Below are 26,330 nucleotides of genomic sequence, written 5' to 3'. Positions count from 1 at the left end.
TCGAGCTTGTCGAGACGGCATATCGAGAGGGCAGCGCGCGCGGCTCTCTCGATACGGGCTCTCGACAAGCTCGATCCCTACTCGAGCCGAACGGGAAGGGGGGTGATCCCGAGCAGTAAACCCCCTCTGGAACCCTCGCGCCGTTCCCGCGCTTACCTCTCGACACGAAAGCGAGGTTTGCATGGGTACGACGACGGTAGGCGCGCTGATCGGCGGCGCGATCGACAGCATGAGCGGTGACGATGGCGCCGCGGACGGCGCGATCATCGGTGCGGTGACGGCGAATGTGCTGAAGCTGGTGGTGCCGGTGGTGGTCACCTATGCGGTGGGCTGGGCGGTGCTGCGCGGCGCCGAGCAGCTGCGCGAACAGTTGTTCCAGCGGGAGAAGACGGCATGATCGGCCGTATCGTAGGGGCGCTGGTGGGCCGCGAACTCGACCGGCGGGACGGCAGCGGCGGCGTGAAGGGTGCGGCGTTCGGCTATATGGTTGGCGGCGCGCTACGGCGCATGGGGCCGCTCGGCCTGGTGCTCGGCGGTGGCTATGCCGCGAAGAAGGCGTATGACCGGCGCAAGGCGCGTCGAGGCTACTAAAGGCCGGGGCGGGGGTTCAGGCCCCCGCCTGCCAGCTGCGAACCGCGTCGTTGGGCGCGAGCAGCATCCAGACGTTGAGCGTCAGGTTGTCGCGGATCGCGGCGAGGGCGACGAGCTCCAGCGCGATCCCCAGAGCAATGGTGGCCCAGGGCGGCAACCGACGCGCAACGGCGAATCCCACCACCATCCAGCCGATGTCGGCGACCGAATTGACGACGCTGTCGCCTTCATAGCCGAGCGCGATCGTGACCGCGCGATAGCGATCGATGATGATCGGCGAGTTCTCCAATATCTCCCACGCCGCCTCGACAAGGGTCGCGAACGCCAGGCGCAGCTGCCATGGCTTGCGGCGCAGGACCAGCCAGCCGAGACCATAGAAGATCAGCCCGTGCACGACGTGGCTGAGGCTGTACCAGTCGGCGAGGTGCTGGCTGTTTTCCGCCGATTGGACGGTACCGTGCCAGAGCTTCACCGTGCCGCAGGTGCAGATAGGGGTGCGGCCCATCGCCAGCAGCACCAGCGCTGCGAGCGCGACGATGGCCAGCGTCGCCCACCACCAGCGGGCAGAATGGGACGGAGTACGGGTAGGGAAGGTGGTCGCCATGCCTTGACGTATCGCTCCTCCTCGCGCCACTAGCGCGCATGGAACTGCCGCCAGAGTCCGATCCGCACGGCTTCAAGCGCCGTGGCGTGTTGTTTGTCCTCTCCTCGCCCTCCGGCGCGGGAAAGTCCACCATCGCGCGCAAGCTGCTCGCCGACGAGCCGGGATTGTCGATGTCGGTGTCGGCCACGACCCGCGCGCCGCGGCCGGGCGAGGTCGAGGGCAAGGACTATCACTTCGTCGACCTGGAAGAATTCCGGCGGATGGCGACCGAGCATGAGTTCCTGGAATGGGCGCATGTGTTCGGCCAGCGCTATGGCACGCCGCGGGCACCGGTCGAGGCGATGCTGGCGGCCGGCAAGGACGTGCTGTTCGACATCGACTGGCAGGGCGCGCAGCAGCTGTTCCAGATCGCCGGCGGCGACGTGGTGCGCGTGTTCATCCTGCCGCCGTCGATGGCGGAGCTGCGCCAGCGGCTGCTCAACCGCAACACCGACGCGCTCGAGATCATCGACGCCCGCATGGCGCGCGCGGCAGCCGAGGTGAGCCACTGGGACGGCTATGACTATGTCCTGGTCAACGACGACGTCGAGGCCTGCTTCCGCAAGGTGCAGACGATCCTTGCGGCCGAGCGCCTGAAGCGCTCGCGCCAGACCGGCGTCATCGGGTTCATCCGCAAGCTGATGGCCTGAGCGGAACGTCCGCTTCGGCGCCGGCGTTCTGGTGCCGTCCTCGCGGACGATGCCTGCCATCAGACCACGGAAGCCACCGCCTATGTCCTCCGCAAGCTCGCCTGCGCCGGCCGCCGCCGGCTCCGGTGTCGGATCGCGCCTCAAGTCGATCATCGGCGGATCGACCGGCAACATGGTCGAGTGGTTCGACTGGTACGTCTATTCGGCCTTCACCCTTTATTTCGCGCCGCACTTCTTTCCGAGCGAGGACCAGACGGCGCAGCTGCTGAGCGCGGCGGCGGTGTTCGCGGTCGGTTTCGTGATGCGGCCGATCGGCGCCTGGGTGATGGGCATCTATGCCGACCGGCAGGGCCGCAAGGCGGGGCTGACGCTGTCGGTCACGCTGATGTGTCTGGGCTCGCTGATCATCGCCTGCACGCCTGGATATGAGACGATCGGCATCGCGGCGCCGGCGCTGCTGGTGCTGGCCCGGCTGATGCAGGGCCTGTCGGTGGGCGGCGAATATGGCGCGAGCGCCACCTATCTCTCGGAAATGGCAGGGCAGGACCGGCGCGGGTTCTTCTCCAGCTTCCAATATGTCACGCTGATCTCGGGCCAGCTGCTCGCGATCCTGGTGCTGCTGGTCCTCCAGGCGGTGATGGATACGCGCGACCTGGAGCAGTGGGGCTGGCGCATCCCGTTCGTGATCGGGGCGATGCTGGCGCTGGTGGTGTTTCGCCTGCGCCGTGGTCTTGCCGAGACGGAGAGCTATAAGAACGCCAAGGCGACGGGAGCACCCAAGTCCGGCTTCCTCCAGCTGGTGCGCCATCATCCGCGTGAGACGGCGCTGGTGATGCTGCTGACGGCCGGCGGTACGCTCGCCTTCTATGCCTATTCCATCTACATGCAGAAGTTCCTGGTGAACACGTCCGGCTTCTCCAAGGAGGCGGCGAGCCAGATCAACGGCGTCACCCTGTTCGTGTTCATGTGCCTACAGCCGATCGCCGGCGGGCTTTCGGACCGGATCGGGCGCAAGCCGCTGATGGTCGCCTTCGGCGTCGCGGGCGTCTTGTTCACCTATCCGATCTTTAGCGCGCTGGAGCAGACCAAGGACGTGTTCACCGCCGGCCTCCTGGTGATGGCGGCGCTGATCATCGTCACCGGCTATACCTCGATCAACGCGGTGGTGAAGGCGGAGCTGTTCCCCTCGCACATCCGCGCGCTGGGCGTGGCGCTGCCTTATGCGCTCGCCAACACGCTGTTCGGCGGGACGGCGGAATATGTGGCGCTGAGCTTCAAGGACGCCGGGTGGGAGCGCGGCTTCTACTGGTATGTGACGGCGATGATCGGCGTGTCGCTGATCGTGTACCTGCGCATGCGGGACACGCGCCACCGGAGCCTGATCCAGGAGGATTGAGGGGCGTCGCCTTGGGGCTGGCGACGGTGCTCCCGCGCAAGTGCTCGTTGCTCTGCTTGGCCGTGGATCCCCGCCTGCGCGGGAATACGTAGGGGGCGATCGTCCTACCGAAGCGCGTCCAGGAACTGGACGGCGGCGTCATAGTCCCGGCGGCGGATCAGGCGCGCTTCGGTCGCGAGCGGGTCCTCGCCCCAGCGTTCGACCTGCCAGTCCTCGTCGACATGGGCGGCGTTCCACACCGTCTCGGCATCGAAGGCGCGTTCGGCAAGCGCAAGTGCCAGCACCAGCGAGCCGGTGATGGTGACGATCGGCGAGAGGCCGGCGAGCGCGAAGGCGTCGCGAGCGGCCGTAGCCTCGGCGAGTCGCGCGACGGTGGCGGGGGGCTGGACGACGTGCATCACGCCGGCGGTGATCGCGAAGGTCACGTCGTAGCGCTGGCGGGCCCAGGCGAGCACGGGGTCCCACGCGGCTTGCTGGCGCGCGACCAGCGGCTCCGGATCCTCGGCGCGGTAGCAGAGCAGGTCGCTCTCGCCATAGGCCGCCAGGCCGGCTGCGAAGGCGGCAGGATCGGGGGCGACCCGGTCGATCGCGGCGTTGGCGAGGCCGGTGAGCGGCATGGCGCGCGGATCGAGCCGGTCCTCGACTGCGCTCCATTCGTCCGCCACCGCCTGCGCCAGCGCGGGGGTGGGGAGCGCCAGCGGCACGCGACCGGGAGTGCGGACGGGGCGCCCATCGAGGGCAATGCCGAGGCCGGCGTCGATGGGCTCGATCGTGACGGCTTTCCAGAAGCGCTTCATGGCTTGGGCGGAGTCCTCCAGCGGTGTGCCAGGGCGCGGGGCACCACCGCCATCACGTACAGCGCGCACAGCACGATCGCGACACCCAGCAGCTTGGGCGGCCATTCGGTCGCGCGCGTCAGCAGCATGAGCCCCAGGACCGCGCCGGCCGAGGCGACGATGCGGACCAGCACCAGCACCAGCCAGCGATTGCGGGCGGGATCGGCGCTCATGCGCGCACCGCGACGGGCAGGGGGCACAGCGTCTCGGCCAGCGCCGGAAGTGCCGAGGCATGGTCGAGGACGTGGCGCGCGCCGGCGGCGGTGAGCTCGGCGACGGTGTGATAGCCCCAGGCGACGCCGATGGGGTGCACCCCGGCGGCGGCGGCCATGGCGATGTCGAAGCTGGTGTCGCCGATCATCACGGTGTTCTCCGGATCGGCACCCGCCTCCGCCATCGCCCGCTCCAGCATGGAAGGATGTGGCTTAGACGGGTGGCGGTCGGCCGTCTGGAGGGTGACGAAATGGTCGGAAAGGCCATGATGCTCGAGGATCAGTGCGAGCCCGCGATCGGACTTTCCGGTGGCGACGCCCAGCAGCCAGCCGTCTGCGAGGAGCCGTTCGATCGCCTCGGTGACGCCGTTGAACAGCGGCTCGTCGGCGAGGCCGCCGCCGGTCCGCATCGCGCGGAAGTGGCGCTTATAGTCCTCCGCGACGGACGCGTGCAGCGCCGGCTCCACGTCTGGGGCGAGTCGGGCGACGGCTTCGACCAGGCTCAGACCGACGATGCGGCGGATCGCGGCGCGATCCGGCAGCGGCAGCTGCGCGGAACCGAAGGCCAGCTCCATCGCGCGGCAGATGTTCGCCTGGCTGTCGACCAGCGTGCCGTCGCAGTCGAATACCGCGAGTCGGGTCATCCGCGTCCCCGGCTGCGCCGTTCGCCGCGGCGCTCCTTGCGGACGGTCTTGGCATGCGCCTTGGCCTTGGCCTTTTCCACGGCGCGGCTGGGGGGCGGGGGCGTGTCCTCCGCCAGCGCATTGCCGAGTGCCATGTCGAAGCCCAGCAGCTCGATGCTCTCGGCAAAGTGCTGCGGCAGCTCCGCCGTCACGTCGATCTTGCCGCCATCGGGATGATCGATGCGGATGCGGCGGGCGTGGAGGTGCATCTTGCGGCTGACGCCCCCGGTCAGGAACGCCGCGGCGCCACCGTACTTGCCGTCGCCGACGATCGGATGGCCGATCGCGGCCATGTGCACGCGCAGCTGGTGGGTGCGACCCGTATAGGGCTGAAGCTCCACCCAGGCGGCGCGGTTGCCCACGCGCTCGATCACGCGGTAGCGCGAGCGAGAGGGCTGGCCCGCTTCCTCGTCCACGTGCATCTTCTCGCCACCGCTGCCGGGCTGCTTGGCGAGCGGCAGGTCGATCATGCCGTCGTCGATGTCGGGCACGCCGATGACCAGCGCCCAATAGGTCTTGCGCGCCGAGCGGCCGGAGAAATGCTTCGAGAAGAAGGCGGCGGCACGCGACGTGCGGGCGAGCAGCAGCGCGCCCGACGTGTCCTTGTCGAGCCGGTGGACGAGCTTGGGCCGGCCTTCCGCGTCGAACTGAAGCGCGTCGAGCAAGCCGTCGACATGGTCGTGCGTCTTGGTGCCGCCCTGCGTTGCGAGACCCGGCGGCTTGTTGAGCACGATCGCCTGCGCGTCGCGGTGGATGACCATCGACTGGGCGAGTTCCACCTGCTCGGGTGCGAGCGGCGGGCGCTGTGCCTTCGGGCGCGGGGCCTTTTCCGGCTCGGGCGGGGGGACGCGGATCTGCTGGCCCTCGGTCACGCGGTCGCCGGGCGTCGCGCGGGCGCCGTCGACACGCAGCTGGCCGGTGCGCGCCCAGCGCGACACGGTGTTGAAGCTCACGTCCGGCAGGTGCCGCTTGAACCAGCGATCGAGGCGGACGCCATCGTCGTCGGCGCCGACGGTGAACTGGCGAACGGCGTTGGGCGTGTCGCTCATGCGGCGATCCTTCCGAGGGAGAGGCCGGCGAACAGCGCGAGGATCGCGCCGGCGACCGAAGCGGCGACATAGGCGAGGGCCGAGACGAGCTCGCCGCGCTGGATCATCAGCGCCGCATCGAGCGAAAAGGCCGAAAAGGTGGTGAAGCCGCCGAGCACGCCAACGCCGAGCAGAAGTCGCCCGGCCTCACCGCCCAGCGCCCCGCGCGCGAGCACCGCAACGAGCAGGCCCATGGCGAAGCCGCCGAGCAGGTTGACGCCGAGCGTCCCCCAGGGCCAGCCGGGGCCGAAGAGGACGAGCGCGGCGCGCCCGAACAGATGGCGCAGCCCGGCGCCGACCGCGCCGCCGAGCATGACGAGTAAAAGATTGCCCATGATCGGCTGCGCCTAGCGCATTGGCGCGCGACTGAACAGGCGCGTGGCGCGGGGAACGCTTCAAACGCCCTTGTTCAGCACCATGTCGATGTTGGTGCGAGGGCCGTCGGGGGCGAGGAACAGCACATAGACGCCGCCGTCGCGCCCGCGACTGCCGGCGAGCACATGTTCGTTGCCGTCGAGCTGGTGGCCGCTCGCATAGCCGGCGCGGGTCGCGCGGGTGTAGTACCAGTCGACGAGCTGCCCGAGCGGCGCATCGACGGTGAAGCTGACCACGCGGAACTGACAGCCGGGAACCTGGCTACCCGCTGCCTCGGTGAGCGTCGCCTGCGGGTGGAGGGGCAGGTCCGGCGGCAGCCGCTTTGCCCAGTCGGTCGCGTAGGTGAGGCTGCGCGTGCACTCGACCGGCGCCGTCCCCTCGCGCCGGGACGCTGCAGCGAGGGTGACGGCGCGGCGCGCGGCGTCGCATTCGGGGCAGGCGCCGGCACGCTTGGCCGGGGGCGCCGCCAGCAACCGCTCCGTGGCGGGGTTCGCCGACGTACCGGGGCGGGGCCCGGCCCCCGCCTTTGCGTTTCCTTGGTTGGTGCCGGCGAGACGCCTGGGATCCACGAGGATGCGATTGCCGAGTGCGGCGGCCTCCTGATTGTCCCCGGTCAGCTCGGCATCCAGCGCCGCGACGTTTTCGGTGCCTGGATCGGTCCGGTCACAGCCTGCGAGCGCGAGCAGCGAAAGGGCAGCGGCGAAGGACGGCAGTCGGCGCATCGGGCTCTCCCACACGACGGACATTGGCGAGAGGGTCAAACAAGACGAAGCTGGTGTAAACCATGTTCTGCGGTCGATCAGGCGGGGAGTCCCGATGCGGTGCAGGAATGGAGGCCGGGCGAGAGGAATAACGAAAAGGCCGGGCCGCGTGTGCGGACCCGGCCCTTCGAGAGTCAGCGGCGGCGGGTGCCGTTCGCTTCGGTGGTGAGGCGCTTGATCAGGTCGACCTCGGCCTTGCGATAGGGGGTGCCGTCCGCACGCAGCACCTCGTGGAACCAGACGGTCGGCTCCTCATAGGTGTAGGGCTTCTTCCAGCTGTCCCATGGCATGCGGGTCTGGGTCTTTCCGTCGACAAAGCCCCAGTTGAACATCGCGATGTCGTACTTCTTGCCGAGCGGCAGCGACCCGTCGAACGTCGATCCGTTCCCGCGCGCCATATATTCGGTGCAGAAGACGGGGCGGCCATAGCTCAACACCTGCTTTGCGCGGGTTTCCCACTGTTCCGGCCAGTTATAATCGTGGAAGCTGTTGATGTCGGACTGGCTGAGCTGGATGCGCTCGACAGCGTCCAGCGTCTCGGCCTTGTCCCAATGCTCGCCGATCCACACGCCGCTGGTGAGCGGCTGGATCGGATCGACGCTGCGCGCCCAGTCGAACACGCGGCCCAGCAGCCCCGCGACCAGCGCGGTCTTGTTCGGGGTAGGCTTGTAGGAGCCGCCGCCGCCGCCTTCGTTGTTGGGTTCGTTCCACACGTCCCAGCCGAGCACGCGCTTGTCGTTGGCGAAGGTGCCGACGACGTCCTTCACATAGCCTTCGAGCTTGTCGTACTGGCTGGCGTCCGCGAGCCGCGCGGCGCCCGGCGCCTGCATCCAGCCGGAGTTGTGGACGCCGGGGATCGGCGGGCGCTGCGGCCCTGCCACCGGGTTGGGATCCCAGCAGCTGTCGAACAGCACGAACAGGACGCGGATCTTGTGCTTGTCGGCGATCTGGAGGAACTGGTCCATCCGCTGCTTGAGGCCCGCCGCGTCATTCTCCCACAGCATGTTGTGGAGGTAGACGCGCATGACGTTCATGCCCATGTCCTGGGCCCAGCCGAGTTCCTGATCGATCTGCTGGGGGTTGAAGGTTTCCGGCTGCCACATCTCGAACTGGTTGATCGCGCCGCGGTTGGTGTAGTTGGCGCCCACCATCCACGGCTGCTTGCCGTACCAGCTCTTGGCCTGGGTCGGGGTCCAGAGGTCGCGTGCGTCGGCCGGAAGCGAAGCCGTGATCGTGGCAAAGGCGGCGCCGGCGAGCAGCAGGAAACGAGTCATGTTCGGGGCTCCTGGGATTAGCGCTGCTGGGGCGGGGTGACCTGCCCCGTGGAGAAGCGATAGGTCATGGTGTTGCGATAGGTCTGGCCGGGATCGAGCCGCGCAGACCCGAAGGCGGGCTGGTTCACCGTGTCCGGAAACAGCTGCGGCTCCAGCACGAGCGCGTCGCCGCCGCGGTAGATGCGCTGCGCCTTGCCGGTGACAGTGCCGTTGATGAAGTTGCCGGAATAGAATTGCAGGCCGGGCTGGTTGGACCAGAGCTCGAACCCGCGGCCCGACAGCGGATCGTGGACCCGCGCCATCAGGTGCTGGTCCTGGGTGACGCGGTCCCCGATCACCCAATTATGGTCGTAGCCGCGGCCGTAGACCATCTGGATGTCGCGGGCGTCGCGCACCCGCTCACCGATCTGGTGCGGCGTGCGGAAGTCGAACACGGTGCCTGCGACCGGACGCAGCTCGCCGGTCGGGATCAGCGTCTCGTCCACCGGCGTGAACCGCTGGGCGGGAATTTCCAGGATGTGGTTCATCGCCCCCGCGCTCGAACCCTCGCCCGAGAGGTTCCAATAGGCGTGGTTGGAGAGGTTCACGACGGTCGGCCGATCGGTGGTGGCGCGATAGTCGATGGTGAGGGCGTTGTTCTCGTCGAGCGAATAGGTCGCGTCGACGGTGAGGGTGCCGGGATAACCCTGGTCGCCGTCCCGGCTGACGTAGCGCAGCGTGACCGAAGGCGTGCTGCCCGACTTCACCGAGACCACGTCCCACACGACCTTGTCGAACCCGCGCGTGCCGCCGTGCAGTGCATTGGGGCCGTCGTTGACCGGCGTCTGATAGGTCTTTCCATCGAGGGTGAAGCGGCCCTGCGCGATGCGGTTGGCGACGCGGCCGACCGTGGCACCGAAGAACTCGGGTTGCTTGAGATACCCGGCCATGTCCGGATAGCCGAGCGTGACGTCCTCGATGCGGCCGTCGCGGTCGGGCATCTTGAGCGACTGAAGGCTGGCGCCCCAGGCGATCACCGTCGCCGAGACGCCGTGGCTGTTGGTGAGGGTGACCGCCGGAACCGGCTTGCCATCGCTTGTCCGGCCGAAGGTCGAGCGCTTTGCCTCGCCCGCCTGGGCTGTATGGGTCGTCAAGCCTGCCACGGCCACCGCCGCAAGCAACATCCACGCTTGGCGCATCGCTCTCTCCTCATCTTGCGGCCACCTTCTGCGAATGGCATCCCCGCATGTGTAGCGCCTGAGGGAGGCACTGCAAGCCAATTGTACGATAATTGGCTTGAAGGGTGCGAGGGGCAGGCGTACGCAACAAGCAAGCAGGCGGAAAACGCCTGCAACACCGGAGGGGTGTGCCGACGTGCAGCAGGAGTTAGGGCGTAATCTTACCTACGGTCTTCAGGAGGTGCTGGGGCGGGCGATCGTCGTCGGCTACTACAACGACCGGCCGTTTCCGAACGAAGCGGATATCGTCAGGGAGCATGGCGTCAGCCGCTCGGTAACGCGGGAGGCGGTGAAGATGCTGGCGGCCAAGGGGCTGCTGGGCGCACGCCCGAAGCAGGGCACGTTCGTGCTGCCGCAGGAATCCTGGAACCTGTTCGACACGGACGTGCTGCGCTGGCTGCTGGAGCGCAAGCTGTCGATCAACCTCCTGCGCCACTTCAACGAACTGCGCGTCGCGGTCGAGCCGGCAGCGGCGGCGCTTGCGGCCCGGCGTGCGGGGCCGGAACAGCATGCCGCGATTCTCGCGGGGCTCGACCGGATGCGCGCTGCCGAACAGGGACGCGACGAGACGCTGGACGCCGACATCGCCTTTCACGTGGCGGTGCTGCGGGCTTCCGAGAATCCTTTCTACATCCAGTTCCGGGACGTGGTGGCGACGGCGCTGCGGACGTCGATCCGCTTCACCAACCGGATCGCGGGCCGTTCCGCCAGTATCGCGGACCATGCCGCCGTCTATGAGGCGATCGTCGCGGGGGATGCGGACCGGGCGCGGCTCGCCATGGCCAAGCTGATCGACGACGTGCTGGTGCTGATCGAAGGGGTCGGGGAAGAGGCGGCCGCCGCCTGAACCGTCCGCCGGCTGCATTGCGGCCGGCGGCGGAACTTCACGGGCGCCGTCGCGCTGAACCGGCGACGAGCCGGGAGACAGGCAGATGAACGCTGAACGCACTACCCATGCCGCCGCCGATGCGAGCGGGGCCGCTGCGGCCCGCCGATCCGGACGCGCCTGGAAGATCGGCGCGGGCATCGCTCTGGGCGCTGCTGCCGTCGGGCTCGCCTATCGCCGCCTCTCGGCGCACGAGCATGGGGACCGCGAGGTCGCCTATCCGCCGCTCGACACGCCCAAGCTGCTCGCCGAAGATGTCTGGATCGTCGATGGCGCGCCGATCGCACCGATGGGCATCACCCTGCCGGTTCGCATGACGGTGGTGCGGCTGGGGAACGGCGAGCTTTGGCTCCACTCGCCGATCCGCTACACGCCGGCGCTCGCCAAGGCGCTGGAGGCGATCGGGCCGATCCGGCACCTGGTCGCGCCGAACATCGCGCACTGGACTTTCCTCAAAGCCTGGCAGGAAGCCTATCCGGACGCGACCACCTGGGGCGTGCCGGGGCTTCGCGACCGGCGCCAGGTGCGCAATTCGGGTGTGCGCATCGACTGCGACCTGCAGGACGCGGCGGAGGAGCCGTGGGCCGCCGAACTGGAGCAGGGGATCGTTCCCGGCGCAGCGGGCTTTCGCGAGGCCTATTTCTTCCACGAGGCCAGCCGCACGCTGTTGCTGGTCGACCTGATCGAGAACCTCCAGCCGGAGAAGCTGCCGCCCTTTACCCGCGCGGCGATGGCGGCAGCGGGTGCGACCGACGGGACCACCGCACGCTATCTGCGCGTGCTGATCCGCTGGAACGGCGACGAGGCGGCGACAAAGATCCGCGGGCTCATCGACCTCGATCCGGAGCGGGTGGTCGTTGCGCATGGCGCCGTGTTCGAGGGGCATGGTGCCCAGCACCTCCGCCATGCCTTCGCCTGGCTCCTGGAAGATCGGGCTCGATAGCCCCGCAAGAGCTTGCTGACGCACCCGCAGGCGAGGGCAGGTCGGCGGGCGCGGCAAGGGAGCCGTGCGGTTCCGCAACTCCGCCAAGACGAATAACATAGATGAGTTACCGCTTCACGGACCGCCGGTAAGCCGCTTCCCCGTAGCAAGGGGAGCATGGGTGCACGACGGACATCACAGCGGTGGAATGATGTTGATCCGCCGCCTCGGCAACTATGCACGCCTGACGCCCGAAGACGAAGCGGCACTCCAGCAGATGCTCGCGCTGCCGATCCGACTGGCACACGCCCGCCGGGACATCATCGCCGAGGGGGCGGTGCCGCGGGCGGTGTTCCTGATCGTCTCGGGCTGGGCGTGCCAGTTCAAGACGCTGGAGGACGGGCGCCGACAAATCGTGGGCTTCCTGCTTCCGGGCGACAGCTGCGATCTCAACAACCTGGTGCTGAGGCGGATGGATCACTCCATCGGCGCGTTGACCGACGTCCGCTATATGGAGATCCCGGGCGAGGCGATCCAACGCCTGACGCGCGACCATCCCCGCATCGGCAAGGCCCTGTGGTGGCAGATGCTGGTCCATCTTTCGGTGCAGCGCGAATGGACCACCAACTTGGGCCAGCGCAATGCCATGGAACGCCTGGGCAGCCTGTTGTGCGAGCTGGCGCTGCGGCTGCGCGACGTCGGCCTGTCGAACGGCGAATGCTATGATCTGCCGCTCACGCAGACCGATCTCGCCGATGCGACCGGATTGACCTCGGTCCACATCAACCGGACGCTTCAGCAGTTGCGTGCGTCGGGGCTGATCAGCCTGTCGGGCCGTGTGTTGCGCATCCCCAACTTCGCTGCGCTGCAGGAAGCGTCGCTGTTTGCGCCGGACTATCTGCACCGCGCACAGCGTGAGGCGCGGCAGAGCCACGGCCTGGCTGGTGCGGGCGTTGCGGATCACGCGGACCAGTGACCGTGAGGGGCGGGGAGCACCCCCTGTAGCCCGATCATGCGTCATCGACGAAATCGATCAACCCGATAGGATTTCATCACTTCCCTCGCGCGCTACGCCTCCCTATTTCATTCGCATCCGCAGCATGGAGTTTTTGGAATGGGAATCATTGGTAGCTCGCTGAAGCCGTTCACGACGCAGGCCTACAAGCAGGGCAAGTTCCTGGAGGTCAGCGACCGCGACGTAGCGGGCAAGTGGGCGGTGTTCTTCTTCTATCCGGCCGACTTCACCTTTGTCTGCCCGACCGAGCTGGAAGACCTGGCCGACAACTATGCCGAGTTCCAGAAGCTGGGCGTCGAGATCTACAGCGTCTCGACCGACACGCATTTCAGCCACAAGGCATGGCACGACACGTCGCCGGCCATCGGCAAGATCGACTTCACCATGCTGGGTGACCCGGCCGGCGTGATCACCAACAACTTCGGCGTGATGCGCGACGGTGCCGGCTTGGCCGACCGTGCGACCTTCGTGGTCGATCCGGAGGGTGTGATCCAGTTCGTCGAGATTACCTCGGAAGGCGTCGGCCGCAACGCCGTCGAGCTGCTGCGCAAGATCAAGGCCGCGCAGTATGTCGCAGCGCACCCGGGCGAAGTCTGCCCGGCGAAGTGGGAAGAGGGTGAAACCACGCTCGCCCCGTCGCTCGACTTGGTCGGCAAGATCTAACCAGCCCAGCCCCCCTTGGGTAACCAGGCGGCCCGGGGTGAATCCGTTCGCCCCGGGCCGTTTTGTATCAAGTTTCCGGAGTTTCCCCATGCTCGACGCCAATCTGACGCAGCAGCTCAAGGCCTATCTGGTCAACATTCGCGAGCCGATCGAGCTCGTCGCTTCGCTCGGCACCGACGCCAAGTCGCGCGAGCTGGGTGAGCTGCTGAACGAAATCGCAGCCCTTTCCGACAAGATCGAGGTCGTCCAAGGCGACGACGCGCGCAAGCCCAGCTTCCAGATCCGCCGCACCGGCACCGACATCGGCGTCCGCTTTGCGGGCATCCCGATGGGCCATGAGTTCACCTCGCTGGTGCTGGCCCTGCTCCAGGTCGGCGGCCACCCGTCGAAGGCGGCGCAGGACCTGATCGAGCAGATCAAGAACCTGGACGGTGACTTCGCCTTCGAGACCTATTTCTCGCTGTCGTGCCAGAACTGCCCGGACGTGGTGCAGGCGCTCAATCTGATGAGCGTGCTCAACCCGCGCATCAGCAACGTCTCGATCGACGGCTCGCTGTTCAAGGAAGAGGTCGAGGCGCGCAAGGTGATGGCGGTGCCGACCGTCTACCTGAACGGCGAAGTGTTCGGCCAGGGCCGCATGGAGCTGGAGCAGATCGTCGCCAAGATCGACAGCGGCGCCTCCGCGCGTGCGGCCGAGAAACTCAAGGCCAAGGATGCGTTCGACGTGCTGGTGGTGGGCGGCGGCCCGGCCGGTGCGGCGGCGGCCATCTATGCCGCGCGCAAGGGCATCCGCACCGGCGTGCTGGCGGAGCGCTTCGGTGGCCAGGTGCTCGACACCATGGCGATCGAGAACTTCATCTCGGTGCCGCATACCGAGGGGCCGAAGCTCGCCGCGCACCTGGAGCAGCATGTGAAGGAGTATGACGTCGACGTCATGAACCTGCAGCGTGCCGACAAGCTGATCCCTGCGGCCCAGGCCGGTGGCCTCCACGAGGTGCGGCTGGAGAATGGCGCGTCGCTGAAGGCGCGTACCGTGATCCTGTCGACGGGTGCCCGCTGGCGCCAGATGAACGTGCCGGGCGAGGACGCGTACAAGAACAAGGGCGTGGCCTATTGCCCGCACTGCGACGGTCCGCTGTTCAAGGGCAAGCGCGTGGCGGTGATCGGCGGCGGCAACTCGGGTGTCGAGGCGGCGATCGATTTGGCCGGTATCGTCGCGCACGTGACGCTGATCGAATATGACTCGGACCTGCGCGCCGACGCGGTGCTGCAGCGTAAGCTGGCCAGCCTGCCGAACGTGAAGATCATCACCTCCGCGCTCACCACCGAGGTGAAGGGCGACGGCGAGAAGGTCGTGGGCCTGACGTACAAGGACCGCAACCACGGCACGGCGCATGAGATCGCGCTCGAAGGCATCTTCGTGCAGATCGGGCTGGTGCCGAACACGGAGTGGCTGAAGGGTGCAGTCGGCCTGACCCCGCGCGGCGAGATCGAGATCGACCATCGCGGCGAGACCTCACAAGCCGGCATCTTTGCGGCCGGAGATGCGACCACGGTGCCGTACAAGCAGATCGTGATCGCGATGGGCGAGGGTTCGAAGGCGGCGCTGTCGGCGTTCGACTATCTCATCCGCCTGAACCCCGCGGATCTCGCGGAGGCGGCGTAAACGGAAGCGGCGCGGCCGGTGGGCCGCTCCGTCTGCTTTTCTGAGTCCGTATTCCTGCGCAGGCAGGAATCCAGGGCCAAGCAGAACAACAAGCGTCGGCGTGCGGAACCCTGGGCTCCTGCTTTCGCAGGAGCACTGTGGAGGCCTGGGCGTCAGTCGGTTTGCCGCGCCACGCCGTGCTCGAGATAGGCGGCGAGCGGCTCGATCATCTCCTTGGGGATGCGGCGCGCGATCACCGGCATCGTCGCCTGCGACTGGCGGGCGTCGACCTCGACTTCCTCGCCCTGCCAATGGCGCAGGCGGTCGGCGATATAGCCCGCCTTCTGGCCTTCGATCACCGGTGCGCGTCCTCCTGGCTTGTGACAGGAACGGCAGGCCGGAAGCTCCTCTTCAGGGAGCCCGCGCGAAACCAGGCGGGCGGCCGCGGCGGTGCCTTCGCCGGCGGATAGGGGACGCAGTCCCGGCATGGCGGCGAAATGGCGTGCCAGCGCCTGCATCTCCGCGTCGGAAAGCATGACCGCGACTTCCCGCATCACCGCACTCTGGCGGTCTCCGCTCGCATAGCCGCGCAGCGCCGCGAGCAGATAGCCGGGCTGCTGGCCGCCGAGGACCGGAACGTCGTCGGCGCCGCGCCCGCGTCCGTCTGCCCCGTGGCAGCCGGTGCAGGTGCGAAGCGTCGCATCGGAGACGCCGGCCAGGGGCGCGGCAGGCGCCTCCTCCGTCAGCGACCGGTATTGCGCGGGCGTCATCCGCGGCAGGCGGCGGACGAAGGCGACCATGCGGCGGATCTCGTCCGGGCGGTCCTTGGCAGCCCAGGCCGGCATGCCCGTGAACTTCACGCCGTGCTGGACGATCCAGAACAGCTGGCGGTCATCCCATTCGCGCGCGTTGATCGAAAGGTTGGGCGCATGCGGGGTGGCAGCCCGCATCACCGGCGACGGCGGCACACCGGGCGCGCCGTGGCAGACGGCGCAGCTGTTCTTGAAGTGGCCCGCCGCGCTGACGAGCCCCAGGTCGTCGCGTGGTGCCTTCTCACCGGCGAACGCGGCGTGGGTGCGCACCGAATTGCGCATGGTCCAGTGCAGGAACCAGTCCGTGATCGCCCAATGGCCGCTCGACGCGGCGACGTTGAACACGCCGGACCAGGCGAAGAGCATCCCTGCCGCCGCCAGGCCAAGTAGCGCCACGATTGCACGGCGCCAGGTGATGCGAAGGGTCATGCCCGTGCCTCCTGCCGGATCAGTCCGGCCAGCATCGCCAGCGCGCCCAGCAAGTAGCTGGCGCCGCCGATCACCAGCATCACGACGCCGCCGAGCTGCTGGTCCTCGACCGGGCCGAGGCCGGCAAAACCGCCGTGCATCGCCATCATCGGGTAAAGCGGGCGGGGCGCCAGGCCGATCAGCGCGCCCAACAGCGTCATGTGCATCGAGGTGAGCAGGAGTGCCCCGATGCCGCCGACGCGCCGATCGTCCCCGGCGCCGAGCACCGCCGCCCACAGCAGGACGCCGGCGGCGAGGAAGCTCAGCTGCTCGACCGCCAGCCAAGCCAGTTGCGTGTCGGCAAGCGCCCGCATCGCCGGCAGGTGCCAGCCCCAGACGACGCCCAGTTCGACCAGCGACATGGCGAGCGGATGGACCAGCCGCGGCGCGCGAAGGGCGAGATCATAGCGCGTGCCGACCATGCTCCAGGCGAGCAGGGGCGCGGCGATCGCGACGGCGATCATGTGCCCAGCCATGTGCCCGACCATGCCGAGCCCGAGCGCCGACACCAGCCAGCCGAGCGCCAGCAGCGCTGCGCCGGCGAGGAGGCTGCCGCGCTTCACCGGCAATCCTGGAGGAAGAGCACGGGCATGGCGGTGAACACCACGCCGGCAAAGCTCAGGCCCGACAGCAGCAGTGTCGCCTTGGCAAGGAAGCGGATGCGATCGACGTCGGTCCCCGATTCATGCGGCGGCGGGTCTCCGGGGATGCGGGACTGGATGTGGGCGAGGATGCCGGCCAGCGCGATCAGCACCAGCGCGAGGACGGTGCCGATCGCAAAGGCGGCGGGCGAGTCGGCGAAGCTGCCGAGCTTCGCACAGCGCACCGCCGCCCAGAGATAGGAGAAGAGGAAGTGCGCCGCCCACAAGGTCGGCGGGATGATCAGCGTCCATAGCGTGACCCGCAGCGCCCGGACGCGATCGCGCAACCCCCGCTTCATGCGACCTCCGGGAACCAGGCGATCGTCAGATAGGTGACGATCGCGGTGAGCGCGAGGAAGTGCTGGAAGACGGTGATGTTGCGCAGGTCCGCATCATGGGTGGGCGTCATCCTGCCCGCCAGGCTGCGCGCCAGCGTGTAGACCTGCATGATCGCGCCGACGCCGTTATGGGCCGTGGTCCAGATGGCCAGCGTCCAGACGATCGCCGGGTAGACGTGGAGCGTCGGGTCGAGGCCGGTAAGCCAAGGACCGGCGAGCCCCGCGGCCAGTCCGCTGAGCGAGGCGAGCGGTGCGGCGACCAGCAACATCCGGGCGAGCGCGACCCGGCCGCGGGCATGAACCTCGCGCGCGGCAACGGTCGCAGCCCAGCTGGCGAGCGTCAGCCCCAGCGCCACCATCGGCCAGGCGATGCCGGGCCCGTCGAGGCCGGTGCCGGACGGCGGGAACTCCGGATGCACGGTCCAGTAGAAGTAATAGCCGAACACCAGCCCGGAGAAGGCGGTCGCATCCGCCATCATGGTGATGAACATGGCCCACCAGCCGGAGGAAGAGGGCCCGGAGAGGTAGAGCGGAAGCTCCAGCCCGTGGCCGATGGGCTTGCACGGCTTCTCCGGAATCTCCGCGGTGCCAGTCCACAGCCAGGCGAGCACCAGCGCCAGGGTCGCGAGGCCGGAGAGGAGCGCCAGCCAATAGAGATGGTAGGTCGTGAGGATGAACACGCCGCCGAGCGCGATGGCGGTCAGCATCGGCTTGACGCTCGGCGTGCCGAGGCGGACGACCTGGAGCGGGCGCGCGTCGAGGACGGTGGTGACGATCGTCTCGCGCCGGCCTTCCTCCGCATCGGGCAGGAAGTAGCGGCCTTCGTCCACGTTCCGCACGAAGCCTGGCTGGTCCCAGATGGGGTAGCGGCTTTCGATCAGCGGGATCGAACGCACGCCCCAGTTCTCGCTTTCAGGCAGCGTCAGCCATTCGAGTGTGCCCGCATCCCACGGATTGCGCCGTGCCTTGGGCCGGGTGGGGGAGAGCGCAAGGTCGATCACCACCAACGCCACGCCTGCGGCGAACAGATAGGCGCCGGCCGTGGAGGCGAGGTTGAGGCCGCCGATGCCGAGCTCGGCCGGATAGGTGAACACGCGGCGCGGCATGCCCATCAGGCCGGAGAAGTGCATCGGGAAGAAGGTGAGGTTGGCGCCGACGAACATGATCCAGAAGGCGATGCGCCCCAGTCGGTCCGACAGCTTCTTTCCCGTCACCAGCGGCCAGTAATAGTAGAGGCCCGCGACCAGCGGCAGCAGCGTGCCGCCGATCAGCACATAATGGAGGTGCGCGACGACGAAATAGGTGTCGTGCGCCTGCCAGTCGAACGGCACCACGGCGACCATGACGCCCGTCAGGCCGCCGATCACGAAGATGGCGAGGCTGCCGGTGGCATAGAGGAGCGGCGTCGACCACACGACGCGGCCGGCCCACAGCGTCGCCAGGAAGCAGAAGATCTGGACGCCCGTTGGGATTACCACCGCCTGCGAGGCGGCGGAGAAGAAGGCGAGGCTGATCTTGGGCAGCCCGGTCGCGAACATGTGGTGCACCCACAGGCCGAAGCTCAGGAACGCGGTGCCCACCGCCGCCAGCACGATCCACGGATAGCCCAGGAGATGCCGGCGCGCGAAGGTCGGCACCAGCATCGCGAACAGCGCGATCGAGGGCAGGAAGATGATGTAGACCTCCGGATGGCCGAAGATCCAGAACAGGTGCTGCCAGAGCAGCGGATCGCCGCCGCGGGCCGCATCGAAGAACGGCCAGTCGAGCAGCCGCTCCATTTCGAACAGCACGTCGCCCGCGATCAGCGGCGGGAAGGCGAACAGGATCATCACCGCCACGACCAGGATGTACCAGGCGTAGAGCGGCATCAGGTTGAGGCGCATGCCGGGCGGGCGGCATTTCAGCACGCCGACGATCAGCTCGACGGCGGCGGCGACGGACGACACCTCGATGAACGAGAGACCCAGCATCCAGATGTCCGCGCCGAGGCCGGACAGGTCCTTGCGGGTGGTGAGCGGCGGATACATGAACCACCCGCCGTCGGGTGCCGCGTTGAAGAAGATCGATCCGCTGACGAACACGCCGCCGATCAGGAAGCTCCAATAGCCGAACGCCGAAAGCCGGGGGAACGGCAGGTCGCGCGCGCCGAGCAGGCTGGGCAGCAGGATGATCGACACCGCCTCGAACATCGGCACGGCGAACAGGAACATCATCATCGACCCGTGCAGCGTGAACAGCTGGTTGAAGGTCGAGGCCGAGACCAGGTCGTTGTCGGGCGCCGCCAGCTGGGTGCGCATGATGAGCGCCAGCACGCCCGCGAACAGCATGAAGGCGAAGGCGGTGAGGACGTACCAGTTGCCGACGCGGTTGTTGTTGCAGTCGGTCCAGCGGAAGAACCAGCCCTTGGGCGGCTCCCACACGGCGCGCAGCCGTTCCTCCTGGGCGCGGCGGACAGCGGGATCGTTCTGTGCGTCGGCGGTCATTGCAGGCCCTGCAGATAGCTTGCGATCTGCCGGGCGTCGTCGGGCGGCAGGTGGGGAAAGGCGGGCATGCGCGCGCCGGGTTTTGCCTCGTCGGGCTTGCGGATGAAGCGGGCGATCGCCTCGGTCTCCATCGGCAGCGTGCCGGCAGCGACGCGCAGGCGGCTGCCGAAGTGGGTGAGATCGGGGCCGATCGTGCCGAGCGCGCCGGTGCCGCGGATGGCGTGGCAGCCTGCGCAGCCATTGTCGGCGAACAACGCCTGGCCGCGTGTGTCCGCAGGAGGGGTGGCGGGCCTGCGCTGGAGGGCGAGCCAGCGATCGAAGGCTGCCGGCTCCATCGCGACGACGTCGAACGCCATGCGGGCGTGGGACAGGCCGCAGAATTCGGTACAGGCGCCGCGGTAGCGGCCGGGAGTATCGGCGCGCACCACCAGCTCATTGGTGCGGCCGGGGATCATGTCCATCTTGCCCGCGAGGCCGGGAATCCAGAAGCTGTGGATCACGTCGGACGCCTTCAACTGAAAGGCCACGGTGCGGCCGACCGGGATGCGCACCTCGTTGGCGGCGTTGACCGGCGGAGCCCCTGGAGGCTGGTAGGCGACCCGCCACCAGAATTGCTCCCCCGTGACGGTGATGCGGAGGTCGGCAGGGGCAACCGGCCGCGGGCGCATCATCGGCAGGGCGTAGAGTAGCAGAGCGAACAGGACGAGTGTCGGCACCAGCGCGCCGAGCACCAGCACCAGGCGCATGCCGCCCTTGTGGCTGAGGCGCCCTTCGGGTGCGCGCACCGCGGCCAGCCAGAGACCGGCAAGGGCCACCAGGATGACGACCGCCCCGATCACCAGCACCAGCGTGAGGTGGCGGACCTGCTCGGCTTCGGCCCCGAACGGCGCCAGGGCGGACTGGTGGCGGTTGCAGCCGGCGATCAGCAGCGTTGTTGCCGTCGCGCAAAAGATCTCGCCCCGCCGTGCGCGCATGCCACCCTTTTCATTGCGCCGGCCGGCGACGCGCCTTGGTCTTATCCCTGTTGCTCCCGCAACGCCTGCAGTCGCGCTTCGATCCGGCAGACACAAAACGTAAGAAAGGGACGGGGCGGCACCGCGGCACCGCCCCGATCGGTCAGCGCGGGCTCTGCACCTGCGGCTGATCGGTAGCGACCACCGGCAGCCACACGGCGGTCGGTGCGCCTGTGTTGTGCTCGATCGTCACCGTCGCCTTCTGATAGTCGGCGGGCTTGGCGAAGAAGATGTTGGGCACATACTTCTGCGGGTTGCGGTCGTAGAGCGGGAACAGCGTCGACTGGATCTGCACCATGATGCGGTGGCCCGGCTGGAACACGTGGTTCACGGTCGGCAGGCGGAAGCGGTAGCGCTGGACCTTGTTGGCTGGGATCGGCGTCGGCTTTTCGAAGCTGTCGCGATAGCGGCCGCGGAAGATGTCGAGCGCGATCGGCAGCTGATAGCCGCCCATCTTCGGGTCGGAGGCGACCTCGTCCGGATAGACGTCGATCAGCTTCACCACGAAATCGCCGTCGGTGCCGGTGGTGCGGGCGAACAGGTCCGCGATCGGCGCGCCGGAGACGCGCGTCGGCGCGGTCAGCACCTCGGTCTGGTAGGTCAGCACGTCCGGGCGGCCGTCGACCGAGCGCTGGTCGCTCACCAGCCACTCCTTCCAGCGCGCGGAGTCCGCGAACGACACCGGCCGTGCGAGGTACGGCACGGGCTTGGCCGGGTCGGAGACATAGCTGTCGGCGCCGCCCGCGGGCTTGCCGAACGACAGGCTGTAGTTGCCCTGGAGGTACAGCGGCGTCAGCGGACGTGCGCAGTCCTTTTCACAGGCGAGCGGCCAGGTGGCGAGCCGGTCCCAGTGGTTCGCACCGGTGTTGTAGATCAGCACCGGCGGCGCTTCGTACGCAGGCGCGTTGTCGCGCAGATAGCGGTTGAAGAAGGGCAGCAGCACGTCGCGGCGGAACTGGAGCGCGGTGTCGCCGTCCCACTTGAGCGGGCCGAGCGAGGAGCCGTCGTAGTTGACTTGGCTGTGCCGCCACGGGCCCATGACGAGGTGGTTGTTGCCGGCCTTGCCCACGGCCTTGAGCGCCTCCCAGCTCATGATCGCGCCGTACATGTCCTCCTGGTCCCACAGGCCCTGGATCCAGAGTGTCGGCACGTTGGAGGGGTTGGCGGCGACCATCTTGTCGAGCGCCTGGCCCTGCCACTCCGCGTCATACGCCGGGTGCTCCGACATGCGGCGCCAGAAGGGCAGCTGGTCGAAGCCGGACTGCTTGGCCCAGGCGCCGGCCGAGCCGATGCGGCGGAAGGTCTCGTAATCGTCGAGGCCGGTCGAGGGGGGCTGCTTGCCCGCGCCCTTGAAGCCGCTCTGCGAGCCGATCCAGCCGATATTCGCCTGGCGGAAGGCGCCATAGTGGAACCAGTCGTCGCCCATCCAGCCGTCGATCATCGGGCTCTGCGGTGCTGCGACCTTCAGCGCCGGGTGCGGCCCGAGCAGCGCCATTACCACCGTGAAGCCCTCGTAGGAGGAGCCGAGCATGCCGACGCGGCCGTTGGATTCGGGCAGGTTCGCCTTGTTCACCAGCCAGTCGATCGTGTCGTAGGCGTCGGTGACGTGATCGACCTTGGTGCGGTTGAGCGGACCGATCACGGGCCGCGTGACGACATAGTCGCCCTCCGAGCCGAACTTGCCGCGGATGTCCTGGAAAACGCGGATGTAGCCGTCGTTGACGAACACCTCATCACCCTGCGGCAATGCCGACAGCATGTTGGGGCTGTCGGTGCGCGAGGCGCGGCCGGAGGCGTTGTAGGGAGTGCGGGTCAAGAGGATCGGCGCGTTGGTCGCGCCCTTTGGCACGATGATGACGGTGTGCAGCTTCGTCCCGTCGCGCATCGGCACCATGATCTCGCGACGATCATAGTCGTAGGCGGTCTTCGGCATGGTGAAGTTGGCGGGAATGTCGCCGGTACTCGCCTCGGCCCGGGTGTCGACGTCCTTGGGGGCGGGCGGCGCCACCTGCGCAGTGAGGGCGGCGAACAACATCGGGGCAGCAAGCAGGGCAGGGCGCAGGCGCATCGGCAGATCCTTGGGTGCGGCGCCCGAGGAACGAGGGGCGCTGCGCCCATTGTTGCGGTGCGGAGCCGCCGAGTAAAGCGGCTTGGCGCGATGCCGTGCGTCTTGGTGCTCCTGCGCAGGCAGGAGCCTAGGGCCAAGCAGAACCACGTCTGTAGCGTTCTTGGCCCTGGGCTCCTGCCTGCGCAGGAGCACGGGGGAGGGAGAGGCGATCAGCCGTGCAGGCGCTTCGCGTGCCAGGCGACATGGTCGGGCATGAAGGTGGAGATGAAATAGTAGCTGTGATCGTAGCCCGGCTGCATGCGCAGGGTGAGCGGGATGCCGGCCGCGGCGCACGCGTCGCGCAGCAGCTCCGGCTTGAGCTGGTCCAGGAACCCGTCGGCATCGCCCTGGTCGACCAGCAGCTCGGGCAGGCGCGCGCCATCGGCGATGAGCGCGCAGGCATCGTGGACCCGCCACGCGGCCAGGTTGGTGCCGAGATAGCCAGTCAGCGCCTTTTCGCCCCACGAGCACTGCATCGCCGACGCGATCGGCGCAAAGGCCGAGACGCTGTGGAAGCGGTCCGGATTGCGCAAGCCGATGGTGAGCGCACCGTGCCCGCCCATCGAATGGCCGGTGATCGACTGGCGCGCCATGTCCGCCATCGGGAACTCGGCCGCGATCAACGCGGGCAGCTCGTCCTCGATGTAGGTGCGCATGTGGAAGTGCGTCGACCAGGGCGCCTGCGTCGCATCGAGGTAGAAGCCTGCGCCCTGGCCGAAGTCATAGCCCTCCGCATCCGGTACGCCTTCGCCGCGCGGCGAGGTGTCCGGCGCGATGAAGATCACGCGGTGCTCGGCGCAGGCAGCGCGGAACTCGCCCTTTTCCGTCACATTGGCGTGGGTGCAGGTGAGGCCGGACAGATACCAGAGCACCGGCAGCCGCTCGCCAGGGTCGTGGGCGGGCACGAACACGGAGAAGGTCATCGGCGTGCCCGTCGCGGTGGAGGCGTGGCGATACACGCCCTGGATGCCGCCGTGCGAGGTGCTGGTGGAGACGGTTTCGAGAGCCACGGTGCGTCTTTCGATCACGCGATGCGGTGCGACGCGCAGAGCTTGTTGCCGGCCGGGTCGCGCAGATAGGCGAGGTAGAGAGTCCGGCCCGCGGTCCCGTGGCGGATGCCGGGCGGGTTCTCGATCGCGGTGCCGCCATTTGCCAGGCCGGCCGCGTGCCAGGCGTCCGCTGCCTCGGGCGACGCGGCGGCGAAGCCGATCGTGCTGCCGTTGGCCGGGCTGGCAGGCTCGCCATTGATCGGCCGCGTCACCAGGAAGCGGCCGCCGCCATGCATATAGACGACGCGCCCCCATTCATCGACCACGCCGGCCGGGATGCCGAGGGCGCCGAGGGCGGCGTCGTAGAACGCCTTGGACGCCGCGATGTCGTCGGCGCCGACCATGACGTGGCTGAACATCAGTACACCACCACGCTGCGGATGCTCTCGCCGGCGTGCATCAGGTCGAAGCCCTTGTTGATCTCCTCCAGCGTCAGCACGTGGGTGATCATCGGGTCGATCGCGATCTTGCCGTCCATGTACCAGTCGACGATCTTCGGCACGTCGGTGCGGCCCTTGGCGCCGCCGAAAGCGGTGCCGCGCCAGTTGCGGCCGGTCACCAGCTGGAAGGGGCGGGTGCTGATTTCCTTGCCAGCTTCGGCCACGCCGATGATGATCGAGGTGCCCCAGCCGCGGTGGCACGCCTCCAGCGCGGTGCGCATCACCTCGGTGTTGCCGGTGCAGTCGAAGGTGTAGTCCGCGCCGCCGTCGGTGAGCGCCAGGATCTCGGCGATCACGTCCTCGCGGCTCTTTCCGCGGCCGTCGACGAAGTCGGTCATGCCGAACTGGCGGCCCCAGCTCTCGCGGTCCGGGTTGATGTCGACGCCGATGATCCTGTTGGCGCCGGCGAGCTTGGCACCCTGGAGCACGTTGAGGCCGATGCCGCCGAGGCCGAAGACGACGATGTTGTCGCCGACCTGCACCTTGGCGGTGTTGACCACCGCGCCCACGCCGGTCGTCACGCCGCAGCCGATGTAGCAGCTGGTCTGGAAGGGCGCGTCTTCACGGATCTTCGCCACCGCGATCTCGGGCAGCACGGTGAAGTTCGAGAAGGTCGAGCAGCCCATGTAGTGGAAGATCGGCTGGCCCTTGTAGGAGAAGCGCGTGGTGCCGTCCGGCATCAGCCCCTTGCCCTGGGTGGCGCGGATCGCGGTGCACAGGTTGGTCTTGCCCGACAGGCACGACTTACACTGGCGGCATTCGGGCGTGTAGAGCGGGATGACGTGGTCGCCCGGCTTCACGCTGGTGACGCCCGCGCCCACTTCGCGCACGATGCCGGCGCCTTCATGGCCGAGCACGGACGGGAAGATGCCTTCGGAGTCGAAGCCGTCGAGGGTGTAGGCGTCGGTGTGGCAGATGCCGGTGGCCATGATCTCGACCAGCACCTCACCGGGCTTGGGGCCTTCGAGATCGAGCTCAACGATCTCCAGCGGCTTCTTCGCTTCGAAAGCGACGGCGGCGCGTGTCTTCATGGGGGTTCTCGCGATTTGAAACGGGGATGGAGCGGGGATAGCGAAACCGCGGGACGGCGCAACCGGTCCGGGCTGCGGAACTGCCGGGGACACTCTATCTAGACGGGCACGCGGCACCGGCTGGCGCGTTGGGAAAGACATGGACACGGTACGCCAGACGATCGCGAAGCAGGTGCGGGCGCTGACAGGCGCGGGGGACGGGGCGATCGACCTCAGCCGCCCGCCCGGGGACGACGGGCTGTTCGGGCCTGCTTCCGTGTGCTGGCGCGTGCACGGCGACTTCACCTCGATGATGATCGGGGGAACCGCTGCGCTGATGTTGCAGATGCTCCACCCGCTGGCGCTGGCCGGCGTGTGGGATCATTCGAACTTCCAGCGCGACATGCTGGGGCGGTTGAAGCGGACGGCGCAGTTCATCGCCGGCACCACCTATGGCGCGACCGGCGAGGCGGAGCGGCTGATCGGTCGGGTGCGCGCGATCCACGATCGGGTGCACGGCACGCTGCCGGACGGCACGCCCTATGACGCCAACGATCCCGAACTGCTGACCTGGATCCATGTCGCGGAGGTGCGGATGTTCCTGTCCGGATACCTGCGATACCGCGCTCCGCTGTCGGCCGCCGAGCAGGACCGGTATTTCGCCGAATATGCCGAGGTTGCGCGGCGGCTGGGCGCGACGGACGTGCCGACCAGTCGGCGCGAGATCGATGCCTATCTGATGGACGTACGGCCGCAGCTGCGCTTCGACGAGCGCACGCACACGGTGCTGCAGGCGCTTCTGTCGCAGCCGGCGCCGAACCTGGCGATGCGGCCGTTCGGCGACCTCACCATGCGGGCGGCGATCGACCTGCTGCCGCCCTGGGCGCGCGCGATGCTCCAGCTGCGCGAGCGGCCCGCCGAGGGGCCGCTGGTGCGGGCGGGCGCGCGGGGCGTGGGGGTGATGCTGCGCTGGGCGCTCAACGGCCGCAATGCGGAGGCGCAGGCGCGGCGGGGTTGACCGGAGGGAATCTCCCGTGCCCCGGCGGAGGCCGGGGCCCAGTTGGAATGGCACGGGCGAGGGTGCGCCTAACCTTATGGGCGTTCCGTAGCTG

28 protein-coding genes are annotated in these 26,330 nt (G+C 68.2%); 10 read left to right on the top strand and 18 right to left on the bottom strand.

All coding sequences use genetic code 11. The features are described 5' to 3' along the window. Positions 1–181 precede the first annotated feature (181 nt). The gene (locus ABDZ92_RS05495) at positions 182–397 is read left to right on the top strand and encodes a hypothetical protein (RefSeq protein ID WP_125959852.1); all 216 of its coding nucleotides are present in this window, start codon (positions 182–184) and stop codon (positions 395–397) included. Further along, positions 394–591 carry a hypothetical protein gene (locus ABDZ92_RS05490; protein WP_125959851.1) on the top strand — a complete coding sequence of 66 codons (198 nt, stop codon included), beginning with the start codon at positions 394–396 and terminating at the stop codon, positions 589–591. Before ABDZ92_RS05495 ends, ABDZ92_RS05490 begins: the two co-directional genes overlap by 4 nt. Positions 592–607: 16 nt before the next feature. Here the strand turns inward: ABDZ92_RS05490 and ABDZ92_RS05485 are convergent, their stop codons facing one another. Next, positions 608–1,195, bottom strand: coding sequence for a DUF2585 domain-containing protein (locus ABDZ92_RS05485; protein WP_125959850.1), 588 nt, complete (start codon positions 1,193–1,195; stop codon positions 608–610). 38 nt (positions 1,196–1,233) lie between these two features. Between ABDZ92_RS05485 and gmk the strand changes: the two genes are divergently transcribed. After that, positions 1,234–1,884 (top strand): guanylate kinase, encoded by a 651-nt coding sequence (gmk, locus tag ABDZ92_RS05480; RefSeq protein ID WP_125959849.1) that lies wholly within the window; start codon positions 1,234–1,236, stop codon positions 1,882–1,884. Between the two features lie 82 nt (positions 1,885–1,966). Then, entirely contained in the window at positions 1,967–3,280 is a 1,314-nt protein-coding gene (locus ABDZ92_RS05475) for an MFS transporter (protein WP_125959848.1), read from the top strand. 104 nt (positions 3,281–3,384) lie between these two features. On the opposite strand, the gene ABDZ92_RS05470 is transcribed toward ABDZ92_RS05475, so the two are convergent. From ABDZ92_RS05470 to ABDZ92_RS05435, 8 genes are all read right to left on the bottom strand, one after another. Beyond that, on the bottom strand, positions 3,385–4,077 hold the full coding sequence (locus ABDZ92_RS05470) for an ATP12 family chaperone protein (protein ID WP_125959847.1): 693 nt from the start codon (positions 4,075–4,077) through the stop codon (positions 3,385–3,387). Continuing rightward, positions 4,074–4,289: a hypothetical protein gene (locus ABDZ92_RS05465; protein WP_125959846.1), complete on the bottom strand. Its 216-nt coding sequence runs from the start codon at positions 4,287–4,289 to the stop codon at positions 4,074–4,076. Before ABDZ92_RS05465 ends, ABDZ92_RS05470 begins: the two co-directional genes overlap by 4 nt. Then, entirely contained in the window at positions 4,286–4,972 is a 687-nt protein-coding gene (locus tag ABDZ92_RS05460) for an HAD-IA family hydrolase (protein ID WP_125959845.1), read from the bottom strand. The genes ABDZ92_RS05465 and ABDZ92_RS05460 overlap by 4 nt, the downstream gene beginning before the upstream one ends. After that, the gene (locus tag ABDZ92_RS05455; protein ID WP_125959844.1) at positions 4,969–6,060 is read right to left on the bottom strand and encodes an RluA family pseudouridine synthase; all 1,092 of its coding nucleotides are present in this window, start codon (positions 6,058–6,060) and stop codon (positions 4,969–4,971) included. Before ABDZ92_RS05455 ends, ABDZ92_RS05460 begins: the two co-directional genes overlap by 4 nt. After that, the gene (crcB, locus tag ABDZ92_RS05450) at positions 6,057–6,434 is read right to left on the bottom strand and encodes a fluoride efflux transporter CrcB (RefSeq protein WP_125959843.1); all 378 of its coding nucleotides are present in this window, start codon (positions 6,432–6,434) and stop codon (positions 6,057–6,059) included. Before crcB ends, ABDZ92_RS05455 begins: the two co-directional genes overlap by 4 nt. Positions 6,435–6,494: 60 nt before the next feature. After that, a complete protein-coding gene (locus ABDZ92_RS05445) occupies positions 6,495–7,220 on the bottom strand; it encodes a hypothetical protein (protein WP_272695103.1) in 726 nt (241 codons plus the stop codon). Positions 7,221–7,369: 149 nt separating this feature from the next. Continuing rightward, positions 7,370–8,509, bottom strand: coding sequence for a cellulase family glycosylhydrolase (locus ABDZ92_RS05440; protein ID WP_125959841.1), 1,140 nt, complete (start codon positions 8,507–8,509; stop codon positions 7,370–7,372). Positions 8,510–8,526: 17 nt separating this feature from the next. After that, a complete protein-coding gene (locus tag ABDZ92_RS05435) occupies positions 8,527–9,687 on the bottom strand; it encodes an aldose epimerase family protein (RefSeq protein WP_125959840.1) in 1,161 nt (386 codons plus the stop codon). Positions 9,688–9,862: 175 nt separating this feature from the next. Between ABDZ92_RS05435 and ABDZ92_RS05430 the strand changes: the two genes are divergently transcribed. The 5 genes from ABDZ92_RS05430 to ahpF all read left to right on the top strand — a co-directional run bounded on the left by ABDZ92_RS05430 (position 9,863) and on the right by ahpF (position 14,878). Continuing rightward, positions 9,863–10,573 (top strand): FadR/GntR family transcriptional regulator, encoded by a 711-nt coding sequence (locus ABDZ92_RS05430; RefSeq protein WP_239434546.1) that lies wholly within the window; start codon positions 9,863–9,865, stop codon positions 10,571–10,573. A gap of 85 nt (positions 10,574–10,658) precedes the next feature. Next, complete coding sequence (locus ABDZ92_RS05425; protein WP_272695101.1) at positions 10,659–11,555, top strand: DUF4336 domain-containing protein; 897 nt, start codon at positions 10,659–10,661, stop codon at positions 11,553–11,555. A 160-nt stretch (positions 11,556–11,715) separates the two neighbouring features. Beyond that, a complete protein-coding gene (locus ABDZ92_RS05420; protein WP_272695100.1) occupies positions 11,716–12,510 on the top strand; it encodes a Crp/Fnr family transcriptional regulator in 795 nt (264 codons plus the stop codon). Between the two features lie 138 nt (positions 12,511–12,648). Beyond that, positions 12,649–13,212, top strand: coding sequence for an alkyl hydroperoxide reductase subunit C (ahpC, locus tag ABDZ92_RS05415; protein WP_125959837.1), 564 nt, complete (start codon positions 12,649–12,651; stop codon positions 13,210–13,212). A gap of 88 nt (positions 13,213–13,300) precedes the next feature. Then, complete coding sequence (gene ahpF / locus ABDZ92_RS05410) at positions 13,301–14,878, top strand: alkyl hydroperoxide reductase subunit F (RefSeq protein ID WP_125959836.1); 1,578 nt, start codon at positions 13,301–13,303, stop codon at positions 14,876–14,878. Positions 14,879–15,030: 152 nt separating this feature from the next. Here the strand turns inward: ahpF and ABDZ92_RS05405 are convergent, their stop codons facing one another. The 9 genes from ABDZ92_RS05405 to ABDZ92_RS05365 all read right to left on the bottom strand — a co-directional run bounded on the left by ABDZ92_RS05405 (position 15,031) and on the right by ABDZ92_RS05365 (position 25,239). Further along, positions 15,031–16,098 (bottom strand): c-type cytochrome, encoded by a 1,068-nt coding sequence (locus tag ABDZ92_RS05405; RefSeq protein WP_125959835.1) that lies wholly within the window; start codon positions 16,096–16,098, stop codon positions 15,031–15,033. Then, positions 16,095–16,700: a cytochrome c oxidase assembly protein gene (locus ABDZ92_RS05400; protein ID WP_125959834.1), complete on the bottom strand. Its 606-nt coding sequence runs from the start codon at positions 16,698–16,700 to the stop codon at positions 16,095–16,097. The genes ABDZ92_RS05405 and ABDZ92_RS05400 overlap by 4 nt, the downstream gene beginning before the upstream one ends. Beyond that, a complete protein-coding gene (locus ABDZ92_RS05395; RefSeq protein ID WP_125959833.1) occupies positions 16,697–17,077 on the bottom strand; it encodes a hypothetical protein in 381 nt (126 codons plus the stop codon). Before ABDZ92_RS05395 ends, ABDZ92_RS05400 begins: the two co-directional genes overlap by 4 nt. Continuing rightward, positions 17,074–19,599 (bottom strand): cytochrome c oxidase subunit I, encoded by a 2,526-nt coding sequence (gene ctaD / locus ABDZ92_RS05390; RefSeq protein ID WP_125959832.1) that lies wholly within the window; start codon positions 19,597–19,599, stop codon positions 17,074–17,076. The genes ABDZ92_RS05395 and ctaD overlap by 4 nt, the downstream gene beginning before the upstream one ends. Next, on the bottom strand, positions 19,596–20,573 hold the full coding sequence (coxB, locus tag ABDZ92_RS05385) for a cytochrome c oxidase subunit II (RefSeq protein WP_125959831.1): 978 nt from the start codon (positions 20,571–20,573) through the stop codon (positions 19,596–19,598). Before coxB ends, ctaD begins: the two co-directional genes overlap by 4 nt. Before the next feature lie 142 nt (positions 20,574–20,715). Next, positions 20,716–22,680: a CocE/NonD family hydrolase gene (locus ABDZ92_RS05380; protein WP_125959830.1), complete on the bottom strand. Its 1,965-nt coding sequence runs from the start codon at positions 22,678–22,680 to the stop codon at positions 20,716–20,718. Between the two features lie 209 nt (positions 22,681–22,889). Continuing rightward, complete coding sequence (fghA, locus tag ABDZ92_RS05375; RefSeq protein ID WP_125959829.1) at positions 22,890–23,729, bottom strand: S-formylglutathione hydrolase; 840 nt, start codon at positions 23,727–23,729, stop codon at positions 22,890–22,892. 14 nt (positions 23,730–23,743) lie between these two features. Further along, entirely contained in the window at positions 23,744–24,127 is a 384-nt protein-coding gene (locus ABDZ92_RS05370; protein WP_125959828.1) for a VOC family protein, read from the bottom strand. Next, on the bottom strand, positions 24,127–25,239 hold the full coding sequence (locus ABDZ92_RS05365) for an S-(hydroxymethyl)glutathione dehydrogenase/class III alcohol dehydrogenase (RefSeq protein WP_125959827.1): 1,113 nt from the start codon (positions 25,237–25,239) through the stop codon (positions 24,127–24,129). Before ABDZ92_RS05365 ends, ABDZ92_RS05370 begins: the two co-directional genes overlap by 1 nt. Positions 25,240–25,378: 139 nt before the next feature. Here ABDZ92_RS05365 and ABDZ92_RS05360 point away from each other — a divergent pair, with 139 nt between their 5' ends. Further along, the gene (locus ABDZ92_RS05360) at positions 25,379–26,236 is read left to right on the top strand and encodes an oxygenase MpaB family protein (protein WP_125959826.1); all 858 of its coding nucleotides are present in this window, start codon (positions 25,379–25,381) and stop codon (positions 26,234–26,236) included. Positions 26,237–26,330 lie beyond the last annotated feature (94 nt).

The organism is Sphingomonas molluscorum (assembly GCF_039522995.1).
In the GTDB taxonomy this organism is placed as follows: Bacteria; Pseudomonadota; Alphaproteobacteria; order Sphingomonadales; family Sphingomonadaceae; genus Sphingomonas; species Sphingomonas molluscorum.
Note: the sequence above shows the minus strand (reverse complement) of the source record. Positions and strands in the feature narration are given on the sequence as shown.